The 21,658-nt window shown below is 71.4% G+C and carries 24 protein-coding genes; 16 read left to right on the top strand and 8 right to left on the bottom strand.

The genetic code is table 11. The annotated features are described in order from the left end of the window. Nucleotides 1-45: 45 nt before the first annotated feature. The 3 genes from ACBJ32_RS53080 (at nucleotide 46) to ACBJ32_RS53070 (ending at nucleotide 2,632) form a co-directional block, all read left to right on the top strand. Entirely contained in the window at nucleotides 46-936 is an 891-nt protein-coding gene (locus ACBJ32_RS53080) for an arginase family protein (protein WP_375133363.1), read from the top strand. A gap of 215 nt (nucleotides 937-1,151) precedes the next feature. Then, nucleotides 1,152-1,460, top strand: a complete 309-nt coding sequence (locus ACBJ32_RS53075) for a hypothetical protein (RefSeq protein WP_375133362.1) — start codon at nucleotides 1,152-1,154, stop codon at nucleotides 1,458-1,460. A 251-nt stretch (nucleotides 1,461-1,711) separates the two neighbouring features. Next, nucleotides 1,712-2,632, top strand: a complete 921-nt coding sequence (locus tag ACBJ32_RS53070) for a GNAT family N-acetyltransferase (protein WP_375133361.1) — start codon at nucleotides 1,712-1,714, stop codon at nucleotides 2,630-2,632. 176 nt (nucleotides 2,633-2,808) lie between these two features. Here the strand turns inward: ACBJ32_RS53070 and ACBJ32_RS53065 are convergent, their stop codons facing one another. The 3 genes from ACBJ32_RS53065 to ACBJ32_RS53055 all read right to left on the bottom strand — a co-directional run bounded on the left by ACBJ32_RS53065 (nucleotide 2,809) and on the right by ACBJ32_RS53055 (nucleotide 5,104). Next, nucleotides 2,809-3,411, bottom strand: coding sequence for a hypothetical protein (locus ACBJ32_RS53065; protein ID WP_375133360.1), 603 nt, complete (start codon nucleotides 3,409-3,411; stop codon nucleotides 2,809-2,811). Between the two features lie 122 nt (nucleotides 3,412-3,533). Then, complete coding sequence (locus ACBJ32_RS53060) at nucleotides 3,534-4,214, bottom strand: NADPH-dependent F420 reductase (RefSeq protein ID WP_375133359.1); 681 nt, start codon at nucleotides 4,212-4,214, stop codon at nucleotides 3,534-3,536. After that, nucleotides 4,211-5,104 (bottom strand): helix-turn-helix transcriptional regulator, encoded by an 894-nt coding sequence (locus tag ACBJ32_RS53055; protein ID WP_357888498.1) that lies wholly within the window; start codon nucleotides 5,102-5,104, stop codon nucleotides 4,211-4,213. The genes ACBJ32_RS53060 and ACBJ32_RS53055 overlap by 4 nt, the downstream gene beginning before the upstream one ends. Before the next feature lie 80 nt (nucleotides 5,105-5,184). Between ACBJ32_RS53055 and ACBJ32_RS53050 the strand changes: the two genes are divergently transcribed. The 3 genes from ACBJ32_RS53050 to ACBJ32_RS53040 all read left to right on the top strand — a co-directional run bounded on the left by ACBJ32_RS53050 (nucleotide 5,185) and on the right by ACBJ32_RS53040 (nucleotide 8,897). Next, nucleotides 5,185-6,600 (top strand): MFS transporter, encoded by a 1,416-nt coding sequence (locus ACBJ32_RS53050; protein ID WP_375133358.1) that lies wholly within the window; start codon nucleotides 5,185-5,187, stop codon nucleotides 6,598-6,600. A 241-nt stretch (nucleotides 6,601-6,841) separates the two neighbouring features. Further along, nucleotides 6,842-8,053, top strand: coding sequence for a sensor histidine kinase (locus ACBJ32_RS53045; protein ID WP_375133357.1), 1,212 nt, complete (start codon nucleotides 6,842-6,844; stop codon nucleotides 8,051-8,053). A gap of 103 nt (nucleotides 8,054-8,156) precedes the next feature. Continuing rightward, nucleotides 8,157-8,897, top strand: coding sequence for a response regulator (locus ACBJ32_RS53040; protein WP_375133379.1), 741 nt, complete (start codon nucleotides 8,157-8,159; stop codon nucleotides 8,895-8,897). A gap of 190 nt (nucleotides 8,898-9,087) precedes the next feature. On the opposite strand, the gene ACBJ32_RS53035 is transcribed toward ACBJ32_RS53040, so the two are convergent. Further along, nucleotides 9,088-9,687, bottom strand: coding sequence for a dihydrofolate reductase family protein (locus ACBJ32_RS53035; protein WP_375133356.1), 600 nt, complete (start codon nucleotides 9,685-9,687; stop codon nucleotides 9,088-9,090). A 248-nt stretch (nucleotides 9,688-9,935) separates the two neighbouring features. Between ACBJ32_RS53035 and ACBJ32_RS53030 the strand changes: the two genes are divergently transcribed. Further along, entirely contained in the window at nucleotides 9,936-10,274 is a 339-nt protein-coding gene (locus ACBJ32_RS53030) for a hypothetical protein (RefSeq protein ID WP_375133378.1), read from the top strand. An 83-nt stretch (nucleotides 10,275-10,357) separates the two neighbouring features. Here ACBJ32_RS53030 and ACBJ32_RS53025 read toward each other — a convergent pair whose 3' ends face one another. Continuing rightward, nucleotides 10,358-11,896, bottom strand: coding sequence for a carboxylesterase/lipase family protein (locus ACBJ32_RS53025; RefSeq protein ID WP_375133355.1), 1,539 nt, complete (start codon nucleotides 11,894-11,896; stop codon nucleotides 10,358-10,360). Nucleotides 11,897-12,020: 124 nt separating this feature from the next. Between ACBJ32_RS53025 and ACBJ32_RS53020 the strand changes: the two genes are divergently transcribed. The 3 genes from ACBJ32_RS53020 (at nucleotide 12,021) to ACBJ32_RS53010 (ending at nucleotide 16,297) form a co-directional block, all read left to right on the top strand. Next, nucleotides 12,021-12,605, top strand: coding sequence for a TetR/AcrR family transcriptional regulator (locus ACBJ32_RS53020; RefSeq protein ID WP_375133354.1), 585 nt, complete (start codon nucleotides 12,021-12,023; stop codon nucleotides 12,603-12,605). A gap of 408 nt (nucleotides 12,606-13,013) precedes the next feature. After that, complete coding sequence (locus ACBJ32_RS53015; protein ID WP_375133353.1) at nucleotides 13,014-15,752, top strand: WD40 repeat domain-containing protein; 2,739 nt, start codon at nucleotides 13,014-13,016, stop codon at nucleotides 15,750-15,752. A gap of 125 nt (nucleotides 15,753-15,877) precedes the next feature. After that, complete coding sequence (locus ACBJ32_RS53010) at nucleotides 15,878-16,297, top strand: VOC family protein (RefSeq protein ID WP_375133352.1); 420 nt, start codon at nucleotides 15,878-15,880, stop codon at nucleotides 16,295-16,297. Here ACBJ32_RS53010 and ACBJ32_RS53005 read toward each other — a convergent pair. From ACBJ32_RS53005 to ACBJ32_RS52995, 3 genes are read right to left on the bottom strand one after another with little or no spacing between them, the layout of a single operon-like run. Then, a complete protein-coding gene (locus ACBJ32_RS53005; RefSeq protein ID WP_375133351.1) occupies nucleotides 16,242-16,904 on the bottom strand; it encodes a TetR/AcrR family transcriptional regulator in 663 nt (220 codons plus the stop codon). The genes ACBJ32_RS53010 and ACBJ32_RS53005 overlap by 56 nt on opposite strands. Nucleotides 16,905-16,921: 17 nt before the next feature. After that, entirely contained in the window at nucleotides 16,922-17,590 is a 669-nt protein-coding gene (locus ACBJ32_RS53000) for a DUF4166 domain-containing protein (RefSeq protein ID WP_375133350.1), read from the bottom strand. Next, nucleotides 17,485-18,195, bottom strand: a complete 711-nt coding sequence (locus ACBJ32_RS52995; protein WP_375133349.1) for a hypothetical protein — start codon at nucleotides 18,193-18,195, stop codon at nucleotides 17,485-17,487. The genes ACBJ32_RS53000 and ACBJ32_RS52995 overlap by 106 nt, the downstream gene beginning before the upstream one ends. A 166-nt stretch (nucleotides 18,196-18,361) precedes the next feature. Between ACBJ32_RS52995 and ACBJ32_RS52990 the strand changes: the two genes are divergently transcribed. From ACBJ32_RS52990 to ACBJ32_RS52965, 6 genes are all read left to right on the top strand, one after another. Then, on the top strand, nucleotides 18,362-18,676 hold the full coding sequence (locus ACBJ32_RS52990; RefSeq protein WP_375133377.1) for an MmcQ/YjbR family DNA-binding protein: 315 nt from the start codon (nucleotides 18,362-18,364) through the stop codon (nucleotides 18,674-18,676). An 11-nt stretch (nucleotides 18,677-18,687) separates the two neighbouring features. Next, on the top strand, nucleotides 18,688-19,179 hold the full coding sequence (locus tag ACBJ32_RS52985) for a GNAT family N-acetyltransferase (RefSeq protein ID WP_375133348.1): 492 nt from the start codon (nucleotides 18,688-18,690) through the stop codon (nucleotides 19,177-19,179). Between the two features lie 89 nt (nucleotides 19,180-19,268). After that, complete coding sequence (locus tag ACBJ32_RS52980; RefSeq protein WP_375133347.1) at nucleotides 19,269-19,652, top strand: hypothetical protein; 384 nt, start codon at nucleotides 19,269-19,271, stop codon at nucleotides 19,650-19,652. 33 nt (nucleotides 19,653-19,685) lie between these two features. After that, nucleotides 19,686-20,576, top strand: coding sequence for an EamA family transporter (locus tag ACBJ32_RS52975; RefSeq protein WP_375133346.1), 891 nt, complete (start codon nucleotides 19,686-19,688; stop codon nucleotides 20,574-20,576). Beyond that, nucleotides 20,573-21,217, top strand: coding sequence for a GntR family transcriptional regulator (locus ACBJ32_RS52970; RefSeq protein WP_375133345.1), 645 nt, complete (start codon nucleotides 20,573-20,575; stop codon nucleotides 21,215-21,217). The genes ACBJ32_RS52975 and ACBJ32_RS52970 overlap by 4 nt, the downstream gene beginning before the upstream one ends. A 47-nt stretch (nucleotides 21,218-21,264) precedes the next feature. Continuing rightward, nucleotides 21,265-21,615, top strand: coding sequence for a hypothetical protein (locus tag ACBJ32_RS52965; protein ID WP_148433120.1), 351 nt, complete (start codon nucleotides 21,265-21,267; stop codon nucleotides 21,613-21,615). The last annotated feature ends 43 nt before the right edge of the window (nucleotides 21,616-21,658 follow it).

Genomic DNA, 21,658 nt, shown 5'->3' with positions numbered 1-21,658 from the left:
GGGCATCTACCGGGTGTGGCCGTCGGCCGGGAGAGAGGAATTCGGATGGTGCATCCCCCGGAAGTCATTCACGTACGTACCAATCTGGGTCTGGTACCGGGTGTCGAACGGCTCGGTACGGCGCTGCTGGATGAAGGGCTGGCCGAGGGCATCGGCGCGAGCGTCGGGGCGGTGGTGGAGGCGCCACCGTACTCGAGGGACCGTGTTCACTCGAGCCGGCTGCTCAACGCCGAGGCGATGGCCGAGGTGGCGCTGCGCCAGGCCGACGTGGTGGCGGACGCGATCGAGGACGGCCGGTTGCCCGTGGTCCTCGGTGGGGACGACAGCGTGATATTCGGTAGTTTGCTGGCGCTGCGTCGGCGAGGCGTTTACGGCTTGGTGTTTCTCGACGCGCACATCGACTTCTATCCGCCCAGCGACTCGCCGACAGGTCAGGCGTCGGATGCGGAGATGTACCTCGCGTTCGGCCACGGTGCGGACGTGATCGCGAACGTGGGCGGGGCACGGCCGTTGGTGACCCCTCGGGCCGCGGCGTTGATCGGCCACCGTGACCCTGACGAGTGGCGGGACACCGGCGCGGCGCTGTCCGCCACCGATGCCCTGGTCGTCTCCCTTGAGGAACTCCGTGAGAACGGCGCGGAGGCCACTGCGCAGCGTGCGCTCGCTCATCTGCACGGCACGGGCGTCGAGGGCTTCCTGCTGCACATCGACGCTGACGTGCTCGACGATGTGCTCATGCCGGCGGTCGACTACCGCGTGCCCGGCGGGTTGGACCGAAGGGAGTTCGCCGTGCTCGCGGGGACGCTGCTGGCCGACGAAGGGGTCGCGTGTGTCGACGTGACGATCTACAACCCCTTGCTCGATCCGGACGGAGAGGCACGGCGTAACCTCACCGGCTGCTTGATCGACGCGTTCACCACGCGCGCCGCGTCGTAGTGCGGCCTCACCTGCCCGGTGGACGTGGACCTCGCACCCGGCCCTGGCACACAACCCTCCGAGGGAGAAACCATGCGGTCCCCGAGGTGCTCGAGAAGATTCTTCTCCTGCTGGACAACCCTGAGGCTGGTTACCCGCTCGGCGGGGAGCTGACCGGTTTCCGGTAGCTGGTCAACACCTGGCGTGTCGTCTGCCGCATCACCGGGGACAGGTCGGTGGAGATCTGCGAGGTCTGGGCTGTCGGTGAGCGGGCCGGCGCCGAAGTGTACGCGGAGGCGACGGCGAGGGTTCGCGAGGCGGGTGCCGCCCGTCCCGAGATCGTCCAGTTCGGCCAGGTGATCGAACGCCTTGGCACGCTGGCCGATCGTATTCGGGCGGAGAAGGCACCTCCTAGAGAACCGGTTCCAGATTGGCTCGCGGACCGGTTGATCCACACGGTCGGGATGGCCCGCGAGGACGTTGCTGCTCTTGATCTCCAAGAGGCGGTCGACCTGTGGGCTGAGTACCGGTCCAAGCTTCATTAGGTCGCACATCTGTTGCCTGAAGCGAAGCGTTACCGCTACGACTACGACTGCACAAGATCCCAGCCGCTGCTACGGCACCGACTGTTTCGACGCGGCTGCGTACGGTTGCGCGTACGGCGGTGATCTGCTGCGGTTGCGTCCACGGGAGTGGTGTACGAGTTTGGCCTGGTCACAGGCGTGGCGTCGTGAAATGAAGACGGCCATCGAGCGATCCTTCGAGTAGCTAGATCAAGATCGAAGGGAACCAGACGATGGCCGCAGACAACAGTGTGACGCCCGCGCAGTGGCTGGCGCAGCAGATCGAGACCGGTGATCCGGATCTGTTGCGATCCATGGTGAAGACCATGGCCGAGAACATGTACCGGCCGGAGTGGACGTGGATCGCCGAGGCCGGCGGGCGCGTCGTGGGGCGGGCTCTGTGGTGGGGGCCGAGGGACAGCGCGTACCCGGTCGCGCTCGACTGCCTCGACGTGGACCCGGCCGTGGCGGAGCGGGCCGCCGTCGCCGCCGGGCTGATCAAGGCGGGGGTGGCCGGGTTCCCGCGACCGGTGCAGTACGCGATCAAGGTGGCCGGGGGCTGGCGCGAGGATCCGGTGACCTCGGCGGCCGTGGGATGGCGGCGGGAGGCGGCGCGTGCGGCCGGGTTCCACCGGGAGGTGGAGCGGCTGCAGTTCGAGTGGGCGCCCGCCGACGGGGTGCCCGCGGCGGCGGGGACGTTGCGGTTCGCCGGGGCGTCCGACGAGGAGTTCCTGGCGGTGTTCCGGAGGGTCGCCGAGGGCAGCCTGGACGCGCAAACCCGGGCGAGCGTGGCGGCCAAGGGTGTGGAGGCGGCCGCGCGCGAGGAGATGGAGTTCTATCTCGGCGCGCCTGGCAAGCGGGAGTGGTGGCGGATCGCCTGGACGCCCGAGGGCGAGGTGGCGGGGATGGCCATTCCCTCGGCGACGCCGTACAGCGTGAACGTGGGCTATCTCGGGGTGGTCCCGGAGTTCCGTGGACGGGGGTACGTGGACGAGATGCTCGGCGAGATCACCCGGATTCACGCGGGCAACGGTGAGTCGCGGATCACCGCCACCACCGATATGGGGAACGTGCCGATGGCGGCCGCGTTCCGGCGCGCGGGATATCGCAACACGGAGATCCGCATCAATCTCTCCAACGACCCGCCGTCCTAGGTGTTCTGTCCCGTGAGGCCGGCGGGTGGCCGGCCGCCCAGGGCGGTGTGTCCGCGGTGATGGCCGTACAGGTGCGGCCAGGCCGGCAAGGTCCGGCCGTCAGCATGGCGAGTGGTGTTCGGTGAGCTGTGGCGGCCTGGGCGCGCGGCCGTTCGATGCCGCTCCTGGGACGTTCCCTAGCAGACCCCCGGCAACTGGCACACCTTGACGGCCATCTTCCTGGCGTTCTTGGTCAGCCGGCCGGGGTCGTAGAAGCCCTCGTCCGTCGTGTAGATCATCAGCGCGCTGCCCCGGCGCGCGACGATGCCGGTGATCGTCTGGTTCACGCTGCCGCCCTGCCGGGTCTGGTATCCCATCCCCACGGCCTCGTCCCCCGCCTTGGCCTGGCTCGTCCGCCACTGGATCCTGAGTCGCGGCTGCGACGGGCTGCTCCTGCGCGCGCACCGCTTGACGTCGGCGCGCAGGCTGGTCAGGGCCGTGTGGGCGGCGCGGGGGCTCTTGTAGAGGACGAGCTGCTCGGAGGAGCCGCTCGGGGCGCTGGTCCAGTGGGTGATCGTGCGGGCCGCCACCCGGCCGAGGTCGGTCGCGCGCCTGCGGTGGCACGGGTTCAGCTCCAGCGGGGCGGTCAGCTTGTCGCTGATCGTGTAACCCTCCTCGTCCACCTGCATGGGGCCCAGCTTCTTGCGTGCGTCGCGTTCGATGAGCAGGAAGTTTTTCGGGATCTCGGTCGCGGCCACGGGAGAGAGGGCCAGCAGCAAGGCGAGCGTCGCACTGATCATGATGGGTTGGACACCGGTGCGAGCGACTTGGTTCGCTGAGCACCGGTGACCTTCAAGAGCTGGAGTGCCCGACGGGCGGGGGAGCCGGGGTCGGCGGTGCGGATGACGGCCTGTTGCTCCTGTCAGCGCTTGGCGGCGTCCAGGGCGGTCCGGATCTTCGTGGCGCCGGCCGGCACTCCTGGCGACTCGGAGAAGTTCGGGTTGTCTCCCGCGTACGGGTTGCCGTACACCGGGGTCCCGGGCTGGAACCGCCACCCCTCCGCCAGCGGGCCCGCGTCGACGGCGTCGTAGCCGATCGCGTCCAGGAAGGCGGTCACCGCGTCCTTCGCGGCGGCGTCGTCACCCGCGATCGGCAGGGCGGTGCGGTCGGGGGCGCCGCTCGGGCGAGGCAGTGCCCTCAGGTGCACGAAGAAGATGTTGTTGAAGACCTTGACCACCCTCGACGCCGGAAGGTGCTGCTGCAGCAGCTCGCTCGACGTGAGCGACCCGTCGTCGAGCTGGGGGAAGTCCCCGTCCCGCTGCGAGTAGTAGTTGTTGGTGTCGAGGACGGGCTTGCCGGCGAGCGGCTCCACCGGGACGTCGCGGTAGGCCCGCAGCGGGATGCTGACGACGACCAGGTCGCCGGCCGCCGCCGCCTCCGCCGGGGTCGCCGCGCGAGCCCTGGGGCCGAGCTCGGCGACCAGGTCCTTGAGCGTCTCCGGGCCGCGGGAGTTGCTGAGCACGACGTCGTAACCGGCTTCGACGGAGAGCCGGGCGACCGTGCCGCCGATGTGTCCACTGCCGATGAAGGCGATTGTCGTCATGACCGCCCCAACTGCTGGGGAGGGTGCGGCATTCCCCCTTGGGCCGACGGCATGAGCGTGGTCGTGGCGGCCAGGTGGCGGAGCCCGGCCTCCGACTCCGAGCCGGCCTCGGCCGCGAACAGGTCCATGCCCTGCAGCTCAGGGTCCCCCGGCAGGGTGACGAGCTCGGCCGACAGCCGCAGCTCGCCCACGACCGGATGGTCGAGCACGTAGTCGCGGTGCGTCGCGGCGGCCACGTGATGCTCCCGCCACAGGTCGCGGAACTCGGGGCTCTCCTGGCGCAGGGCGTTGACATGGGCCGTGACGTGCGGGTTCTCCGGGAAGCGCGCGGCCAGGATGCGGAGCTGGGCCACGTGCTCCCTGGCCAGGCGCGGCCAGCGCTCACCGTGCAGGCGCCTGATGCCCTCGTCCAGGAAGATCAGGTGGGCGATGGTCCTGCGTTCGTCGGGGATCGCGGCGAAGTCGGCGAAGACGGCGGCGGCGAGCCTGTTCCAGGCCACGATGTCGGCGTGGCGGCCCAGGACGAAGGCCGGGGTGAGCACGAGGGAGTCGAGCAGCCGTTGCAGCCCCGGCCGTACCGGCGTCCGCGGGAAGTCGCGGCAGCGGTGGGCCGGGTGGGCCAGCGCGTGCAGGTACGCCCGCTCGTCCCCGGTGAGCCGCAGCACGTCGGCGATGGCGTCCAGCACCTCGGCCGAGACGTTCTGGCTGCGTCCCTGCTCCAGGCGGGTGTAGTGGGTGACGCTCACGCCGGCGAGCAGCGCCAGCTCCTCGCGGCGCAACCCGCGCACCCGCCGCGTGCCGTTGCTCCGGTACGGCACGCCGACCTCCTCGGGCCGCAGCCGAGCCCGCCGCGACTTGAGGAACTCGCTCAGCTCAACGCTTCGATCCACATCCGCCCAGCCTAGGCAAAATTTGGCTAGCCAACACGCGGGGCTGGTTGCGGTTCCGGGACGCCAGCAGGCTGTCCGGCATGAGATCCCTGATCCCTCTTGTCCTGCTGGGGCTGGGCAGCATGATCACTGCCCTCGATTTCACCATCGTGTACGTCGCGTTGCCGCAGATCGGCAGGGAGGTCGGGTTCGGCCCCTCCGACCTGCAGTGGGTGGTCAGCGCGTACGCCGTGCCGTTCGGCGGTTTCCTGCTGCTCGGCGGCCGGCTGTCGGACCTGCTCGGCAGGCGGCGCATGTTCGTGCTCGGCATGCTCCTGTACGGCGTCGCCTCGCTGCTCGGCGGGCTGGCCGGCGCGCCCGGGCCGCTGATCGGCGCGCGGGCGCTCCAAGGGCTCGGCGGCGCGGTGTTGATGCCGGCGACCCTGTCGCTGGTGGTCACCATGTTCGAGGAGGGGCGGGCGCGGAACCGGGCGATGACGGTGTGGGCGGTGTGCGGCGCCAGCGGGATGAGCGTCGGGGCGCTGCTCGGCGGCGTGCTGACCGGCGCGTTCGGCTGGGAGGCGGTGTTCTTCGTGAACGTGCCGCTGGCGGCGCTCGGCGTCGTGGCGGCGTTCGGCGTGCTCGCGCCGGATGAGGCGCGGTGTGCGGGCGTACTGCCGTCGGACGGGGTGCGGCGTGCGGGCGGGTTCGACCTGCCCGGGGCGCTGACCGGCACCGCGGGCGTCACCGGTCTGGTGTTCGCGATCTCGCGCGGCGCCGAGTGGGGGTGGGGCTCCGCCGGCGTCCTGGTGCCGCTGGTGGTGGCGATGGGGCTGCTCGTCGCGTTCGTCGTGATCGAGGCGCGCAGCCGCAGCCCGCTCATGCCGCTGCGGTTGCTGGCCAACCGGCACACGAGCGCCGCCGTCGGGGCCATCCTGGTGTACGGCATGACCCTGCAGTGCGTGCCGTACTTCCTCACCCTGCACTTCCAGGACGTGCTCGGCTACGACGCCATGCAGTCGGGCCTGGCCTTTCTCGGGCCGACGCTGGGGATCGCCCTGGGCAACCTGGCCGGGGAGCGGCTGATCCCGCGCCTCGGGCTGCGCGGCACGCTGCTCCTCAGCGTGCTGGTGGGGGCGGCCGGTACCGGTGTGCTGGCGTTCAGCTTGTCCGTGGACGGTACGTACCTCGGGCTGCTCGCGGGAGCCGTCGGCTTCGGGGTGGGGTCGGGGTTGTCGTTCACCACCATGTTCATCCTGGCTTCTACCGGGGTGGCCGCGCACGAGCAGGGGGCCGTGTCCGGGCTCTCGTCCACGGTTCTGCAGGCCGGTAGTGGTGTGGGGCTGGCCGTGCTGGTGGCCGTGGCCGGTCGTGGGGGCGAGGGGCTGACCGGTGAGGCGTTGCGGGTGGCGACGGTGGAGGGGCTGCGGGGGGCGTTCTTCGCCGCGGCGGGGATCGCGGTGGCCGGGGTGCTGGCCGGGCTGGTGATCCCGCGGAGGGTGTCCGTTCCGCGATGAGTTTGAGCTGACGTGCTCGTTTCTCGTGCTGTGCGGTGCTGGAGGCTGGGCCTGTGCGCCGTGCGATGCTGCTTCCGGGTGCAGCCGAGGAAGGCCGTTCGCGGGGGACCGGGGTGGGGCTGTGTCAGGCTGTAGTCGGATCTACGGGGTGTGAGAAACCCCAGGTAAGACCTGGGTCGGACGCGAAATCTCCGACCCAGGTCAGATGCCTCGCACGACACCCGCGCGGTACGTTCTCCGCATGATGAGCCCAGCACGACGGATGGTGTGGCGACCGGTCGCCGAGGCCGGGGCGGCGGTGGCCCTGACCCTGTTCCTCGGCTACGCGCTCGTCGATCCGCCGGGGCCGTCCTCGTGGTTGCCGGCGTGGGCGGCGTGGCCGGTCGCCGCGGTCATGAGCCTGCCGGTCGCCTTCCGGCGGCGATGGCCCCAGGCCATGTTCGCCGTCGCGGGCACGGCGGCCGTGCTGGCCACCGCGGCCGGTGCCGTGGCCGCCGGTGCGATCTGGGTGTCCTTCATCCCGGCCGCGCTCACGCTCTACCTGGTCGCCTCCACCGTTCCGCTCGGCCGCTCGGCGGCGCACCTGGCCGGATGCCTGTGTGGCGCGGCGGCCGCCGTGCTGGTCTTCTACACGCAGGTGCTGCCGACCCTGCCGCCCGCACTGGAGCACACCGAGTTACCCCCGTACCTTCCGGTGGAAGGCAGCGCGATCGGGGTCTTCATGAGCGCCTCGTGGGGGCTCGGCGTGATGGTCCGCCGCCAGCGGTTCCTGGTCGCCCGCCTCGCCCGCCACCGTGCCGAAGCCGCCGTCGCCGACGAACGCAGGCGCATCGCCAGGGAGCTTCACGACATCATCGGGCACAGCATGAGCGTGATCGCCGTCAAGGCCACCGTGGCCAACCACGTGGCCGACCTCCACCCTCAGGAGGTACGTGCCGCGATGGCGGTCATCGAGCAGACGAGCCAGAGCACGCTCACCGAGATCCGCCGGGTGCTCGGCCTGCTGCGATCCGACGGCGACTCGCCCGACTCCTTGGCGCCCGTGCCTGGCCTGGCCGACCTGTCCGGGCTGGTGGATCAGGCCACGTCGGCCGGGGTCGAGGTGGAGCTGAGCGTGCCCGCGGACGCGGACGCGGTGTTGCCGTCCGCGGTGGCCCTGTCGGTGTACCGGATCGTCCAGGAGGCCCTGACCAACGTCATCAAGCACGCGGCGCCCACCCGATGCTCGATCACCGTGCAGTTCGATGACGGACAAGCGGTGATCGAAGTCCGCGACAGCGGCCCACGGACGCAGCGCGAAGCACGATCGGCGTTCCTGGGCGGGCACGGTCTCATCGGGATGCGGGAACGGGCGGTGATGTTCGGCGGCACGCTCAGCGCCGGGCCCCAGGCCGATGGCGGGTTCCACGTGGTGGCACGCTTGCCCTACGGTCCGGTGGGTGCCGCAGCCTGAAGCCCAGCTGGGTGCATCGGCCGGCCGGTGTGGTTTCTCCGGACAGGCCGGTGTGATCGGGTTCTGGGCTGGATGGTGTGATCTGGTTGGTCCGGATGGGGCAATGGATGTGAGCTTGGGTGCGGGTGAGGGAGTGAGCCGCTTGGGGTCGCAGGAGGGTGTGGGCCCGTCCATCAAGGTCCTGCTCGCTGAAGATCAGGTGCTGGTGCGTGACAGCTTCAAGATGCTCATCGACAGCACGCCGGGGATGGTGACCGTGGGCGAGGCGGGCACCGGGGACGAGGCGGTGCGGCTGGCCGGCCGGTTACGTCCCGACGTCGTTCTCATGGACGTGCGCATGCCGGAGATGGATGGGATCGAAGCGACCAGGCGCATCTGCGGCTCACCGCAGAACTCCGGCACCCGCGTGCTGATCCTCACCACCTTCGACCTGGACGAATACGTGTACGCGGCGCTGCGAGCCGGTGCGAGCGGCTTTCTCGTCAAGAACACCACGGCGGCCGAGCTCCTGAGCGCGATCCGGGTGGTGGCCGGCGGGGAAGCCCTGCTGGCGCCGACCGTCACGCGCCGGCTCATCGCGGAGTTCCTGCAGCGCGCCGAACAGGTTCCGCCACCACGCCCCCTCGACGGGGTCACTCCCCGGGAGCGCGAGGTGCTCACGCTCGTGGCCACGGGGCTGTCCAATCGCGACATCGCCGAGCGCCTCCACCTCACCGTCGGGACGGTGAAGACGCACATCGGTCATCTACTGGCCAAACTGCAGGCCCGCGATCGGGCGCAGCTCGTGATCGCGGCATATGACGCCGGGCTCGTGACCAGCCCTTCTCGGAGCGATCGGCGGTGATGCGGGATCCCGTGACGACGTCTCGCGTCGGGAGCGGGCGAGCGGAAGGTGATGGGTGGGGGAGGCGGGGGCTCGGTCCTCAGACTGGCCGGCGGGTTTCTGCGCCGCCGGATCATCCATCCGGTACGTCGAGGGATGGGCGGAGGGTAGGTAGGGGCTCGGTCCTCGGGCTGGGTTGCGGGGTTCGGTGCTACCGGACCACTCGGTAGGTCAGGTGAGTGACGAGGCTGGTGCCGGAGGGGGTGCCGAGGGGTTCGAGGGTGATGTCGCCGACGTTGTGGAGCAGGCGTTCGCCTCTGCCGAGGATCACCGGGGCGACGTGCAGGCGCAGCTCGTCGATGAGGCCTGCCGCCAGGTACTGGTTCACTGTCTCCGCGCCGCCCGCGATGGAGACGTCGCGGTCGCCGGCGGCCTCGCGGGCCTGGGCCATCGCCGACTCGATCCCGTCGGTGACGAAATGGAACGTCGTGCCGCCCTTCTTCGGCAACGGCTCGCGCGGATGGTGAGTGAGGACGAAGACCGGCGCGTGGTACGGCGGCTCGTCGCCCCACCAGCCGCTCCAGTCCAGGTCCCAGGCGCCGCGGCCGGGGCTGAACATGTTGCGGCCCATGATGAACGCCCCGGCCGCCGTGATGTTCTCGAGCACTGCGGCGTGCTGCTCGGGCTCCTCGAACATCCACAGGTGCAGGCGATCGCCCACGCCCTCGCCGAAGGGCTCTTCCAGGCTCTGGTGCAATCCAGCCACGAAGCCGTCGACGGACATCGCCATGTCACAAGTGACCTTGCTCATCTCACTGCCTCCTGCTGTTCGGGCGCCTGCCTGGCGCCGCCTTCACCATGAGGTCGGAGCCGCCCGGCCGTCCTCTACACGTCGGCGGCATGAATTTGTTCGCCCTGGAAGCCGGGTCGGTCTAGGTTGTAGCGCTGTGCCGGATGAGGCGGTCCGCCGGATGCGGTGCTCTGCTGGATGTGTTGCTCTGCTGGATGCGGCGGTTCGCGGATGAGGGCGATCGGACTGCACGGGCGCAGGCGGCTGCGGTGAGGAGGGACGGCTCGGTGGAGCATTGCTGCGCGGAAATGGCGACACACCTGGAGCACGGGTGCGACCTGCATCCGGACCCCTTCGACTGCCCGGACGCGGTGGTGGTCCATTTCGCCGGGTACCGGGCCTACGGGCTGCCGATCCATGACGGGGGAAGCAGCTCCATCTCCATCCGGTACTGCCCGTGGTGCGGGGCGCGGCTGCCGCAGCGGCTCGATGAGGAGTGGGAGGAGGAGGTCCGCGCCAGAGGGCTCGATCCGGATGGTGATGAGGGCGAGTTGCCGGCCGAGCTGGCATGGGACACCTGGTGCGAGGCTCGCCGATCGGCGCGATGACCTGAGGGTGCGTGCCTTCCTGCGCTGGTACGGGCGTCGCTGTCATGCATGTGCGCCGCCATCCCGTACGTGAGTCGCGGGCGTCACCTCTTGACGGTGCTCCAGAAGCGGTACTGGTGGTCGTTGACGAAGTCGGCGCGCTTCCAGGCTCCACTCGTCAGGGACTGCACGTGCCACCCCGCCTGGCCGCGATCATCCCGCAGCACGGGCCAGGGCTGCGCGCCGGCACCGTTGGGGTCGCCGGTGCGGGCGAAGCGCGTCCAGGTGGCGATCAGCCGGTCGCCGAGGCCGGCCTGCCGGGGCGACAGCTTCTCGAACAGGGCCAGGTCGAACAGGTAGGGCAGTTCGGCCATGTGCTGGGCGGCGGCGGGGAAGCTCGGCTTCGGGTAGCCCGCGTACCAGGGGGTCTGCTGCTCGGCGAACTCGAACATGCGCGTGGAGGTCCAGCGGGACAGGGCGCGGGCGGTGTCGAGGGTCGGTGCCGACCAGGTCGAGTCGGTCTTGACCGTCGCCAGGGTCCTGCCCGCCGACTTGCCCAGCGGATAGCGCCGCAGCACGGCGGCGGCGTTCTCGCCGTACGCCTGCTCGACGGCGGGCCGGTAGTCGCGGGCGGCCATGGGCTTGCCGGTGGCCAGCTCCAGGCCGAGGATCATGCCGTTCTCCTCGTCGTGGTTGACGCCGACGAGGACGGGCACGCGGTTGAAGCGGCCCGTGCGCAGGGCCTGGTCGACCGGGAGTGGCAGGGAGGGCGTGCCACTGTAGGGGCGCGGCTCCCGCTGGGTGCCGTAGGCGTCCAGGAGCTTGGCCATGGGGAGCTCGCGCAGGCAGCTCGCCACGTCGGTGGCGTCGGCGCAGCCTGCCTTCTCGATGACCTCGGTGCTCTCGGCCTCCGCCTCCGCCCTGGTACGGGAGGCCTCTCCGCAGGGCGCGCTCTGGATGATCGCCCGCTGGAACAGGCCCGCGGAGGCGGGGGAGGCCAGGTGGCCGCAGACGGCGAAGCCGCCGCCGGACTGGCCCATGATCGTCACATTGCGGGGGTCGCCGCCGAACGCCGCGATGTTCTCGCGCACCCAGCGCAGCGCCGCACGCTGATCGTCCAGGGCCAGGCCGCCGGACTCCGGCAGCGACGGGTGGGTCAGGAAGCTGGTGACGCCCAGGCGGTAGTTCAGCGACACCACGACGGCCCCGCCGGCCGCCAGCCGGTCCGCCCGGTACAGGTCGCCCATGCCGTACATGAGGCTGCCGCCGTGGATCCACACGATGACCGGGAGCTTGCCGCGCTTGCCCGCAGGTGTGGTGACGTTGAGGTTGAGGCAGTTCTCGTCGGTGCTGGGCTTGCCGATGGGGTAGCCGGCCGGTTGGGCGCACACGTTGCCGGGCTTGGTGGCGTCTCGGGTGCCCTTCCACGCGGCGATCGGGGCCGGTGCGGCGAATCGGGCGGCGGTGGCGTACGGGATGCCCTGGAAGGTGCGCACCTGCGGACCGGTGGTGCCGCGGACGGCGCCGTCGGTGGTGACCACGACGGCGGGGGCTGAGGCGGCTGCTTGGGCGGTGGCCGGGGTGCCGTACGGGGTGAGCAGCGCCAGGCCGAGGCCCGCCGAGGCGATCATCTGCTTCTTCATGGTCGTTCTCCCTGTCGATCGAGCGATGGCAGGACCATAACCCAGATTTGCACGAACGAGCAAAACGAACGCGCAAAACGAGCGCATCAAACGTTCGTGCTAATCTGTTGGTACGGTGTGCCCCATGGGAAACCGCGAAGACCTGCTCGCGGGCGCCAAGCGGTGCCTGCGCGAGCAGGGTTACGACCGCACCAGCGTCCGCGACATCGCCGCCGCGGCCGGCGTGAGCACGGCGGCGATCGGCTACCACTTCGGCTCGCGGGAGGCGCTGCTCACTCAGGCGCTGTTCGGCCTGCTGGACGAGTGGGGCGACAGCCTCGGCCGCGCGCTGGCCCCCGAGGCGGGGGACGACGCGGTTCGCGCGTATGAGCGCATGTGGGAAGGGCTCGTGCGGCAGTTCGCCGAGCATCCGGATCTCTGGCTGGCCACGGTGGAGCTGTTCCTGCAAGGGCAGCGGCAGCCCGAGCTGCGCGCCAGGGTGGCCGAGGGGATGGCGGAGGGCTGGCGGGGCATGGGGGCGATCCTGCAGAGCGTGCCGGAGGAGACCGTGTCCGAGCACACCGCCCGCACTCTCGGCATGGTCCAGACGGCGTTGATGTCGGGTGTGATGATCCAGAGCCTCGGCAACCCGGCGAACGCGCCTACCGCTGCCGAGGTCCTGGAAGGGGTGCGGGCGCTCGCCAAGCTGGCAGGCCCGCAGGACTCGTAACCCGCAGCACCGCCGCCCGCCGGGCTCGTAACGCGCCGCCTCGCCGGCCCGCCGCCCGCCGCCCGCCGCCCGCCGTCCCGCCCACCTGAGTCTCGTGCGCGACCGGCGGCCGGCCCGCGGCCGGGGTGATCTGCCGGCGATGCGTGGTCCGCCTGGGATGCGGGTCCGCCCGGGATGCTTGGTCCCCCTGGGATTCATGGTCCCCCTGGGATACACGGTCCCCCTGGGATGCATGGTCCACCTGGGTTCGTGGTCCGATTGCGATGCCCGGTCCGGCGGGCGACTCGGGGTTCGTCCGCGACTCGCGGTCCGTCCGACTCGCGGTCCGCGCGGCCCGCGTCCCGTGCGCGGCAGGCGATCCACCGGAACTCCGGACAATGAGAAGATCTTTCAGTAAGGTCGCCCGCTATGGCGATCACGAACCCATCGGACAATCCGGACGCGTTCCTGGCGGCGCTGCATGCCACGGACTGGTCGGCGTTCGAGCCGGCTCGCGACCTCCCGCCCCTCCGCACCGCGCTCACCCGGCTGGAGCAGACGAGCGGGATCACCGAGGCGCACCGGTTCGCGACCGAGCGGGTCAAGGAGCTGGGCGCGGTGCTGCGGCACCCCGATGGGCACCCCGCCGAGCTCAGCGGGCACGCGCTCAGCCCGTGCGGGCGTTACCTGGCGATCGGCAGCTGGTGCGGCGACGACTACGACCGGGGCGGGGTGCTGCAGGTCTGGGAGCTGGCCAGCGCCCGGTGCGTCAACGTGCTCGACGCGATCATGGGCGGGGTGGGCTGGCCCGGGTACAGGCGCACGCTGCAGTGGTCGGCCGACGGGCAGCGGCTCGCGCTGGCGTACAACACCAACGGTGTGGGGGCGTGGGACGCGTTCGCGGAGGGCTCGGATCCGCTCGGCGAGGCGTACGTGACGGACGGGGGTTCGCGCCCGCCCGGCTTCGCCTTCGCGCCCGACGGCACGCGCGCCTACATCGCCACCGGCTCCCCGCGCGAGGTGCAGGGGTGCGTCGCGCCGCTGGCCGAGGGGGAGGTGTTCTGGGACTACGGCGAGGACGAGACCGACCTGGGCGTGGTGCTGCTGGCCGAGCCCTTGCCGGAGACGGTCAAGGCGCTGCTCGGAGGTGACGAGCTCTTTCTCCGTGAGGCCTTCTGGTCACGCGACGGGCGGCGGCTCCACGGGCACGCGCGCGGCTGGGTCTGCGCCCTCGACGCCTCCGACGGGCGGGTCCTGTGGTTCGCCGAGGCCGGCGTCGGCAGCGACGCCCCCGCCTGGAGCCGGGACGAGCGGTACTTCGCCCACCAGCTCCGCGGGCAGTTGCTGATCGGTGACGCCATGACGGGCTGGACGGTGGCGAAGCTGCCGGGGCATCCGGGCGCGTCGGAGCTGTCCTGGGGCGTCCACGGCGCCGTGACGCGGCTGGCGGTCGTGGTGCCGGAGGGCAACGACGCGTACGCCCGTCCCCGTGTCACCGTCTACGACCAGGGCCGGCACCGTTACGACCTCGACCTCGCGCTGCTGCAGAGCGACCCGGAGACGGACGGCGAGGCGTGGGCGTGGTCGCCCGACGGGCTCCACGCGGCGGCGCTGACGGCTGGCGGGCAGGTCGAGGTCTGGAGCCTCGCGGACGCGCCGAGCCGGATCGGGGCCGTGGAGGCGACGGCGGACGCCCGCAGCGTGTTGTGGGGCGCCGACGGTGTGATCGTCACGGTCGGCGCCACCGGCCTGCGCTTCTTCCAGGCGGACACCGGCCTGATCACCGGGGACTTCGCGTTCCTGCGCACGCCGCCCGGGCCGCGCCCGCTGGAGCTCGACGGCGAGGACGTCGGGGAGGAGGTGCGCGACGAGGAGGGGGCGAGCATCGATCCGACGTTCGCGCTCGACGACGAGACGTGGGCCGTGGCCTTCGAACCGGGGCCCGTCATCGCCCCGCCCGACCGCGCGCATGCCCTCGACGGCGCCCTGGCCTGGACGGTCGAGCGCCGGTTCGGCTGGCCGACGCGCTGGGGCGGGCTCGACGTCGCGCCGGACGCCGCCACTGCCGCCGAGCGGTTCGGCCCGCCGCTGGAGGAGTACCTGGAGCGCTTCCGCGGCCACACGCCGCAGGCGGACACGGCCTGGCCGCCGCCGAACACCGCCACGCTGGAGGACCTCTTCCAGCTCGCGCTCACCTCGGTCACGCCGCTGCACGGCGGCTGGGACCACCACGTGAGCCAGAACCTGCGGCACGCGGCCCGGCTCAGGGCGCGCCTGGGCCAGGCTGCCGGGGCGCGGCCGCTGCTCGACGCGATCCCGTCATCGGACGAGCAGGTACGCGGGCGGGCCGACGTGGCGATGATCCTGGCCGCCGCCGGGAGGCGGGACGAGGCGCGCACGTTCTTCGACGGCGACGAGGCCAAGGTCGAGGCGGTGCTCGACGAGTACAACGGGGCGTTCGTGGCCTCGTCCGTGGCCGGCGCGTACGCGGCGATGGGGGATCCCCGTGCCGAGGCGTGGTTCGGGCGCGCGCGTGCGGCGATCGAGCCCGAGTCGAACCCGGGCCAGCACCGCCTGGCGGTGGCGTGGGCGTTGCTGGAGTGCGGGCGGGAGCAGGAGGCCCGCGCGCTGCTGCTGGAGGGCACCGGCGCCCCCTCCACCTTCTACAGCGTGCCGCTGCTGGCCTACCTGATCCTCACCCGGCGGGATCACTTCGCCCGCGAGCTCATCCCCTTGCGGGATCCGTCGGCGGAGGAGTGGCAGTCGCAGGGCTGGTTCGACGGCTGGGAGGCGGTGGAGGTGTTCACCCGCCTGGGCCGGCCGGATCTGGTGCGCGAGTGGGCGCGGGTCTACGGCGACGGTTACGCCTACGAGGACCACCTCGCCCAGGCCGAGGCGAACGCCAGGCGGGACCCGTCGCGTGCCCGGCCGGGCGAGGGGGAGCTGGCGGCGCTCGCCGACGCCTACGCCACGCTGCTGAAGACGCCCCGGACGCAGCGCGAGCACCCGACGGAGCTGCTGGTCGTGCAGGCGGCCGAGTGCGGCCACGTGGCCGCCGCGCTGGACCTGATCGCGCGGCTGCCGGAGGACGACTTCAACGGGCGGGCGAGCTACGCGTTCCGCGCCCTCTGGATCACCGCCACCGGGCTCGACGTGGAGCCGTGGTGAGGGCCTCGAACGCGGTGTGAACCAGCCCTTTCCGTCAGGTAGCTATTTGCCGGGCGATGAGGCATTAGGTGGACAACAAGGATTCGGCCATCAGATATTGGAGGGAACGCGAAGGAAGGTGTTGTATGCACGCACGCCTTGACCATCTCGTCTGCTGGGTCTCCGACCCCCGCGCGTCCCTGGACTTCTACGAGCAGGTGGTCGGCCTGCCCGGGGTCCGGGCCGAGGAGTTCCGCGACGGGAAGGCGCCGTTCCCCAGCGTCCGGATCTCGCCCGAGAGCATCCTCGACCTGATGGCGTACGAGGCGATGCGCGGCGTGGACGAGGGCACCGGGGTGAAGGGCAGCGCCGGGCACCCGATCAACCACTTCTGCCTGGCGGTCGGCAAGGAGGACTACGACGCGCTGCAGGTGCGGCTGAAGCAGCACGGCGTGGAGATCACCGGCGGCGGCGCGAACTCGTTCGGCGCCCGGGGCATCGCGCCGGAGACTATGTTCTTTCCTGACCCGGACGGGAACGTGATCGAGGTCCGATACTACGAGTGAGCCTGGCCCGCACGGTCCTGCGCAGCACCGGCCCCAGGTCGTCCAGGACCGTCACCAGCGCGGCCAGCTCCTCCAGCGCGTCCAGTGCCTGGGCCGCGCCGTCGGCGTCCACGCCCTCGTACAGCTCCAGCCCCACGAACGCCGCCGCCGTCGCCTTGGCCAGCCCGGTCACGTCCACGAACTCCGCCAGCGGCGAGCTCGCCAGCACCCGGCCCAGCGCCTGCTCCACCTCGGCCATCCACAGCTCGAGCCCCTTGACGACCGCCGCGGCCAGCTTCTCGTCGGTCTGGCTGCCCGCCAGGAGCTGGGCCAGCGCCGCGACGCTGCCTTCCGCGCGCTCCTGCGCGTGCAGCTCGCGACCGAGGTCGAGCAGCTCGCGCAGCGAGGTCACGGCGGCGAAGCGGTCGCGGTAGAGGGGGATGCGCTGCTGGGCGCCGTGCTCGCAGGCGGCGGCCAGCAGCTGGTCGACGCTGCCGAAGTGGTAGAAGACCAGAGCCTGGTTGACGCCCGCGGTCGCGGCGATCGTACGGGCGGAGGCGCCGGCCATCCCCTGCTTCTTGAGCGTTTCGAGCGCCGCGTCGAGCAGCTTCGTACGGGTGTCGGCCACCGGGCTCCCTCAAGCGTTCACAGGCGGGCCACCTCCCGCCTGGGCCTCACGCTAGCGGGAACGCCGTGCGCCGCGACGTCCACGTAGGAGGCGGTGAAGCTGCCCCAGTAGCCGAAGATCCGGCCGAGCAGCGGGTTCGACACGGTGACCGCGATCCTGAAGCGCCCGGCCCTGTCGTCGTACTGCTCGGTGACCAGGGCCGTGCCGGTGGCGGCGGCCGGGATGCGGACGGCGAGCGGGCCCTCCAGCAGGCGTTGCGGGCCCGAGCGGATGACCAGGCTGCCGCGCTCGTCCACCGACAGGGCGAGCGGGGTGGCGAGGTGCTGGTGGGTGCCCAGGTAGTCGACGACCCGGGCGCCGGCCTCGTCGTAGATCATGGTCGCGTCGAAGCGGCTGAGCGGGAAGGTGCGCACGAAGGTGACGGTCTCGCGGCCGTACGAGTCGGTGTACGGGTAGTTCTCGATCCGGAAGGGGACGTCGCGGCCGGTGTCCGTGACGAGGATGTTCCTGAGGCTGCCGAGCGTCAGGAACGGGCGGACGGCGAGGCCGGCGTTCCAGACGCGGTGCATGACCCCCTCTCCTATGCAGGCCTCGCCGCTGTCGAGCCCGACGCCGAAGCGGCGCTGGAGCTGGGGGTGGAGGCGGGCGAAGTCGGGGCCGAGCGCGCGCTGGAAGATCGAGGGCATGGTCGCTCCCGTGGATGCTCGATGGGGTGGCGTAGGCAGCGGCGGGCCGCGGGGGTGCCCGGCAGGGGCGGGAGGGCGACGGCGAGCGCCGCCGCCGCCAGGGCGGGCAGCGGTCCGAGCAGCCAGGCGGCGACGGCGACGGCGGCCGTTCTGGTCGCTGCTTCCGCCAGGGCCTGGAGGAGGGTGCGCACGGGCGATCTGCCGGTCTCCAGCCACAGGCGCAGCCGGTCGAACGACCAGGCGGTGGCCCACCACATGAGCCGGGGCGGCAGGACGTGCGGGCGGTAGTCGTAGGAGGTCAGGAAGCGGATCCCGGCCGGCGTGGGCAGGTAGCGCCAGTAGCCGGAGCCGGCGCGGATCGGCGAGAGCGGGTGGTCCGAGCCGAAGCGCAGTGCCGAGGTGCACGTGCCGCCGGCGGCGTGCCGGTCGCCCGTGTGGACGCCGACGCCGCTGATGCCGAGGGTCGAGTAGCGGAACCTCCCGCCGGAGAGGGGCTTGATGCTGCCGAAGCGCAGGTCCCAGCGCTCGTGCCGGGCCGGGTGCTGGGTGGCCTGCCACAGCGCCTCCATGTCGGCCCTGATCAGGATCTCGATGTACAGCCGCATGACCCCTCGTCACGTTCGATTTGAGCGATCGCTTAAAACGAATATAGGCGTGTTTGAGCGATCGCTCAAGACGGTCGGAAGTGTCGGTGGGTTCTGGTACACAGGCGGCATGGGTGTCAGCGTCGATGAGTTCCTGAAGCTGCTGGACGAGCTGCCCGACGTGCGGATGAATCACGGCGGCGAGTGGATCGGCCTCAAGGTGCACGACAAGGGGTTCGGCTACCTGTGGGAGGCGACCGAGACGGTCGGGCTGAAGGCGACGATCGAGGAGCAGATCGCGCTGGTCAACGAGCGGCCCGAGGTGTTCGAGGTGCAGTTCACGGCCGGGCGGTTCGGCTGGGTGGTGGTCCACCTCGACCGGATCGACGCGGAGGAGCTGTTCGAGCTGATGGCCGAGGCGTGGTGCCTGACCGCGCCCAAGCAGCTCGTGGCCGACTTCGAGGCGACCCACCCGATCGGGAAGAAGGTGCAATCCGGGTAATCTCCGACGTTGTGATCCCTGTGAACGTCCGGCTGCGGGAGTGGCGCGAGGCCGACGCGCCCGCCGTGCTGCGTGCCTTCCAAGCCCCCGACCTGCGCAACCAGGCCCCCTGGCCCGTCGTGACGCTCAAGGACGCCTCCGGCTGGATCGCCTCCTGGGACGGGGTCGGGCACGCCTTCGCCGTGGTCGAGGACGAGCGGGTGGTCGGAAACGTGGCCGTGACCAGGCTCGACTCCCACGGCAACGGATGGGTGTCCTACTGGGTCGTGCCCGAGGCCAGAGGGAAAGGCGTCGCGGTGGCGGCCACCGAGCTGCTGGCCCGGTGGGCGTTCGACAAGCGCGGGCTCTACCGGCTGGAGCTGGGGCACCGGACGAACAACCCGGCGTCGTGCCGGGTCGCCACGAAGGCCGGGTTCCTGCCGGAGGGCATCGAGCGGGGCAAGCTCTGCTACGAGGGCGTCCGGTACGACGTGGAGCGGCACGCGCGCCTGGCCACCGACTGATCGGGAGGGCCGGCTGATTGGGGTGGCCGGTTGATCGGGAGGGCCGGTCACCTGGCGTGGCCTGTGCGGGCTGAACTACGCTGTGGCGGGTGGACAGCGAGAGTCTGGCCGCGGCCGGGCTGTTGGAGGCTCTGAGCCGGGCGTCGGAGATTCTCGCCGAGTTACGCCATCCGTTCGTGAGAAGCGAGCACTTCTCCTTTTTCTTCCCGCCGGCGGGTGTCCGCGTCGGCACCACGTTCATGCTGCCCGACGGGCGCGAGGTCAGGTTCGAGGTCTCCATCGCCGCGTCCGGCAAGGCCTTTCACGTGGAGGGCGGCATCCAGGCCGAGGAGGAGACGCTGCTGGAGCTGCCCCGCAGGAGCGTCCCGGACATCGAGACGGGGCTGGCGGCGTTCGACGACTACGCGGGGGAGGTGGCGGCGCCGGCGGAGCGGCTGATCGAGCAGTTGCTGGAAGAATTGTCTGACAACTAGACGAACCGTGTCTGATTGTCTGACAATGGGTCCATGAGGAATGGACCGCTTGCCGTCGTGGGCGCCTCCGTGCTGTGGGGGACCGCGGGCACGGCCGGGTTGCTGGTGTCCGCCGACTCGGTGGCGCTGGCCGCCGCCCGGCTGGTGATCGGAGGCGCCGCGCTGGCGCTCGTGGCCGGGGCCGGGCTGGGCAAGGCCGTCAGGCCGGGGTTGTTGCTGGGAGCCGTGGCGGTGGCCGCGTACCAGCTCTGCTTCTTCGCGGCCGTCAGCCGTACCGGGGTGGCCATCGGCACGGTGGTCGCGATCGGCAGCGGGCCGGTGTTCACCGGGCTGCTGTCCTGGGTGCTGCACGGGCGCAGGCCGACGAGGCGGTGGAGCGCGGCCACCGCGGCCGCCATCTGCGGGTGCGCGGCGCTGATCGTGGGCGGCGGCGCCGAGGCGGGCGCGCAGGTGGTCTCCGGCATCGCGCTCGCGCTGCTGGGCGGGCTGCTGTACGCGTTCTACGCCGTCATGGCGGCCCGGGCGATCGGCCAGGGCGGTCAGTCGAACGCGGTGATGGGCGTGATGTTCGGCGGGGCCGCGCTGATCATGCTGCCGGTGCTCGCCGTCAGCGGCGTCGCCTGGATGGGCGAGCCGCGGGCGCTGCTCGCCGTGCTCTACCTCGGGCTCGGCACCACGGCCCTGTCCTACTTCCTGTACGGCCGGGGCCTGCGCACCACGCCCGTGGCCACGGCCGCCACGCTGTCCCTGGCCGAGCCGGCCGTCGCCGCGCTGCTCGGGCTGGTGGTGCTGGGCGAGCGGCTGGCTCCGGTCTCGATCGCGGGGCTCGTGCTGCTGGGGCTGAGCCTGGTGGCGGTGGCCGTACCGGAAAGGGGGCGCGAGAGGGAGCGCATGCCGGAAAGGGAGCTAGAGTCGCAGCCGTGACGTTGCCGCTCAGACCTGTCTCCACCGTCGGCGCGCTCGCCGACGCCCTGCGCAGCAGGGTGTTGTCCGGCGAGATCCCGCCCGGCACCGCGCTGCCCGAGCAGGAGATCGCCGCGTCGTACGGCGTCGCCAGGCCGACCGTGCGGGAGGCGCTGGCGAGCCTGGTCCACGAAGGGCTGCTCAGACGTGAGCGCAACCGCAGCGCCTATGTCCCGGAAGTGACGCTTTCGGACCTCGAAGATCTCATGTACGTCCGCCGCCCCCTGGAGGACCTCATGGCCCGGGCCGTGGTCGGCCGGACGGTGCCCGAGGCGGAGGCGGCGCTGCACCGGATGGCCGCCCTGCCCGCGGACGCGCCCTGGTCGGAGACCGTGGCCGAGCACATGGCGCTGCACCAGGCGCTCGTCGAGGCCGTCGGCAGCCCGCGGCTGGAGCGGCTCTACGGCGTGCTGGCCGCGGAGACGCGGCTCGGGCTGGTGCGGCTGCGCGAGGTCTACCAGGACAGGGACGTGCTCGTCGCCGAGCATCGCGAGCTGCTCGACGCCCTCGCGAACGGCCCGGAGGAGGCCGCGCGGGCGGCGGTCGCCGCGCATCTGAGCCACTCGTGGGGCGGCGACGGCCGAGTACATCGGCACCTTTGAGCGCGAACCCTTGCGGGACTGCCCCGTAACTCGCAAGAATCGCGGCCATGCACGGCAATCCGATGCCGGACTCCTACGTGTATGTCACGGAAGAGGGCGTCACGCGTCACTATGCGGACGGTAGTGTCGAGGCCCTCGCGTGGGAGGACGTGGTGGAGGTCCGTGTCGTCACCGAATCCGGGGAAGACGTCCTCTATATCCTGCTCGATCGTGACGGCGAGGGCTGCGTCGTGCCCCGCTCGGCCACGGACGCCACGTTTCTCGCCCGCCTGCGTTACCTTCCGGATTTCGACCTCGACCGGCTGACCCTGGCCGCCGACTCCGCGCACGACGGCGTCGTGGTGGTCTGGCGCAGCCCCGACCCGCCGTCGGCGCTGCCGGACCTGGAGTACGACTAGTCCTTCATAAATCGGCAACCTGCCGAAATACCGCAGTAAATCT

Origin of the sequence: Nonomuraea sp. GTA35 (assembly GCF_041950525.1) — a bacterium.
GTDB lineage: Bacteria > Actinomycetota > Actinomycetes > Streptosporangiales > Streptosporangiaceae > Nonomuraea.
The sequence above is the reverse complement of the archived record's forward strand: the minus strand, read 5'-3'. Positions and strand labels throughout refer to the sequence as shown.

Bases quoted from the DNA above. Each gene is read 5' to 3' on its own strand.
- ACBJ32_RS53065 (WP_375133360.1), bottom strand. From the start codon at position 3,411: ATGATCAGTGCGACGCTCGCCTTGCTGCTGGCCCTCTCTCCCGTGGCC.
- ACBJ32_RS53015 (WP_375133353.1), top strand. From the start codon at position 13,014: ATGGCGATCACGAACCCATCGGACAATCCGGACGCGTTCCTGGCGGCG.
- ACBJ32_RS52975 (WP_375133346.1), top strand. From the start codon at position 19,686: ATGAGGAATGGACCGCTTGCCGTCGTGGGCGCCTCCGTGCTGTGGGGG.
- ACBJ32_RS52965 (WP_148433120.1), top strand. From the start codon at position 21,265: ATGCACGGCAATCCGATGCCGGACTCCTACGTGTATGTCACGGAAGAG.
- ACBJ32_RS52990 (WP_375133377.1), top strand. From the start codon at position 18,362: ATGAATCACGGCGGCGAGTGGATCGGCCTCAAGGTGCACGACAAGGGG.
- ACBJ32_RS53060 (WP_375133359.1), bottom strand. From the start codon at position 4,214: ATGACGACAATCGCCTTCATCGGCAGTGGACACATCGGCGGCACGGTC.
- ACBJ32_RS53000 (WP_375133350.1), bottom strand. From the start codon at position 17,590: ATGCCCTCGATCTTCCAGCGCGCGCTCGGCCCCGACTTCGCCCGCCTC.
- ACBJ32_RS52995 (WP_375133349.1), bottom strand. From the start codon at position 18,195: ATGCGGCTGTACATCGAGATCCTGATCAGGGCCGACATGGAGGCGCTG.
- ACBJ32_RS53035 (WP_375133356.1), bottom strand. From the start codon at position 9,687: ATGAGCAAGGTCACTTGTGACATGGCGATGTCCGTCGACGGCTTCGTG.
- ACBJ32_RS53050 (WP_375133358.1), top strand. From the start codon at position 5,185: ATGAGATCCCTGATCCCTCTTGTCCTGCTGGGGCTGGGCAGCATGATC.
- ACBJ32_RS53040 (WP_375133379.1), top strand. From the start codon at position 8,157: ATGGATGTGAGCTTGGGTGCGGGTGAGGGAGTGAGCCGCTTGGGGTCG.
- ACBJ32_RS53020 (WP_375133354.1), top strand. From the start codon at position 12,021: ATGGGAAACCGCGAAGACCTGCTCGCGGGCGCCAAGCGGTGCCTGCGC.
- ACBJ32_RS53025 (WP_375133355.1), bottom strand. From the start codon at position 11,896: ATGAAGAAGCAGATGATCGCCTCGGCGGGCCTCGGCCTGGCGCTGCTC.
- ACBJ32_RS53080 (WP_375133363.1), top strand. From the start codon at position 46: ATGGTGCATCCCCCGGAAGTCATTCACGTACGTACCAATCTGGGTCTG.
- ACBJ32_RS53070 (WP_375133361.1), top strand. From the start codon at position 1,712: ATGGCCGCAGACAACAGTGTGACGCCCGCGCAGTGGCTGGCGCAGCAG.
- ACBJ32_RS53010 (WP_375133352.1), top strand. From the start codon at position 15,878: ATGCACGCACGCCTTGACCATCTCGTCTGCTGGGTCTCCGACCCCCGC.
- ACBJ32_RS53045 (WP_375133357.1), top strand. From the start codon at position 6,842: ATGATGAGCCCAGCACGACGGATGGTGTGGCGACCGGTCGCCGAGGCC.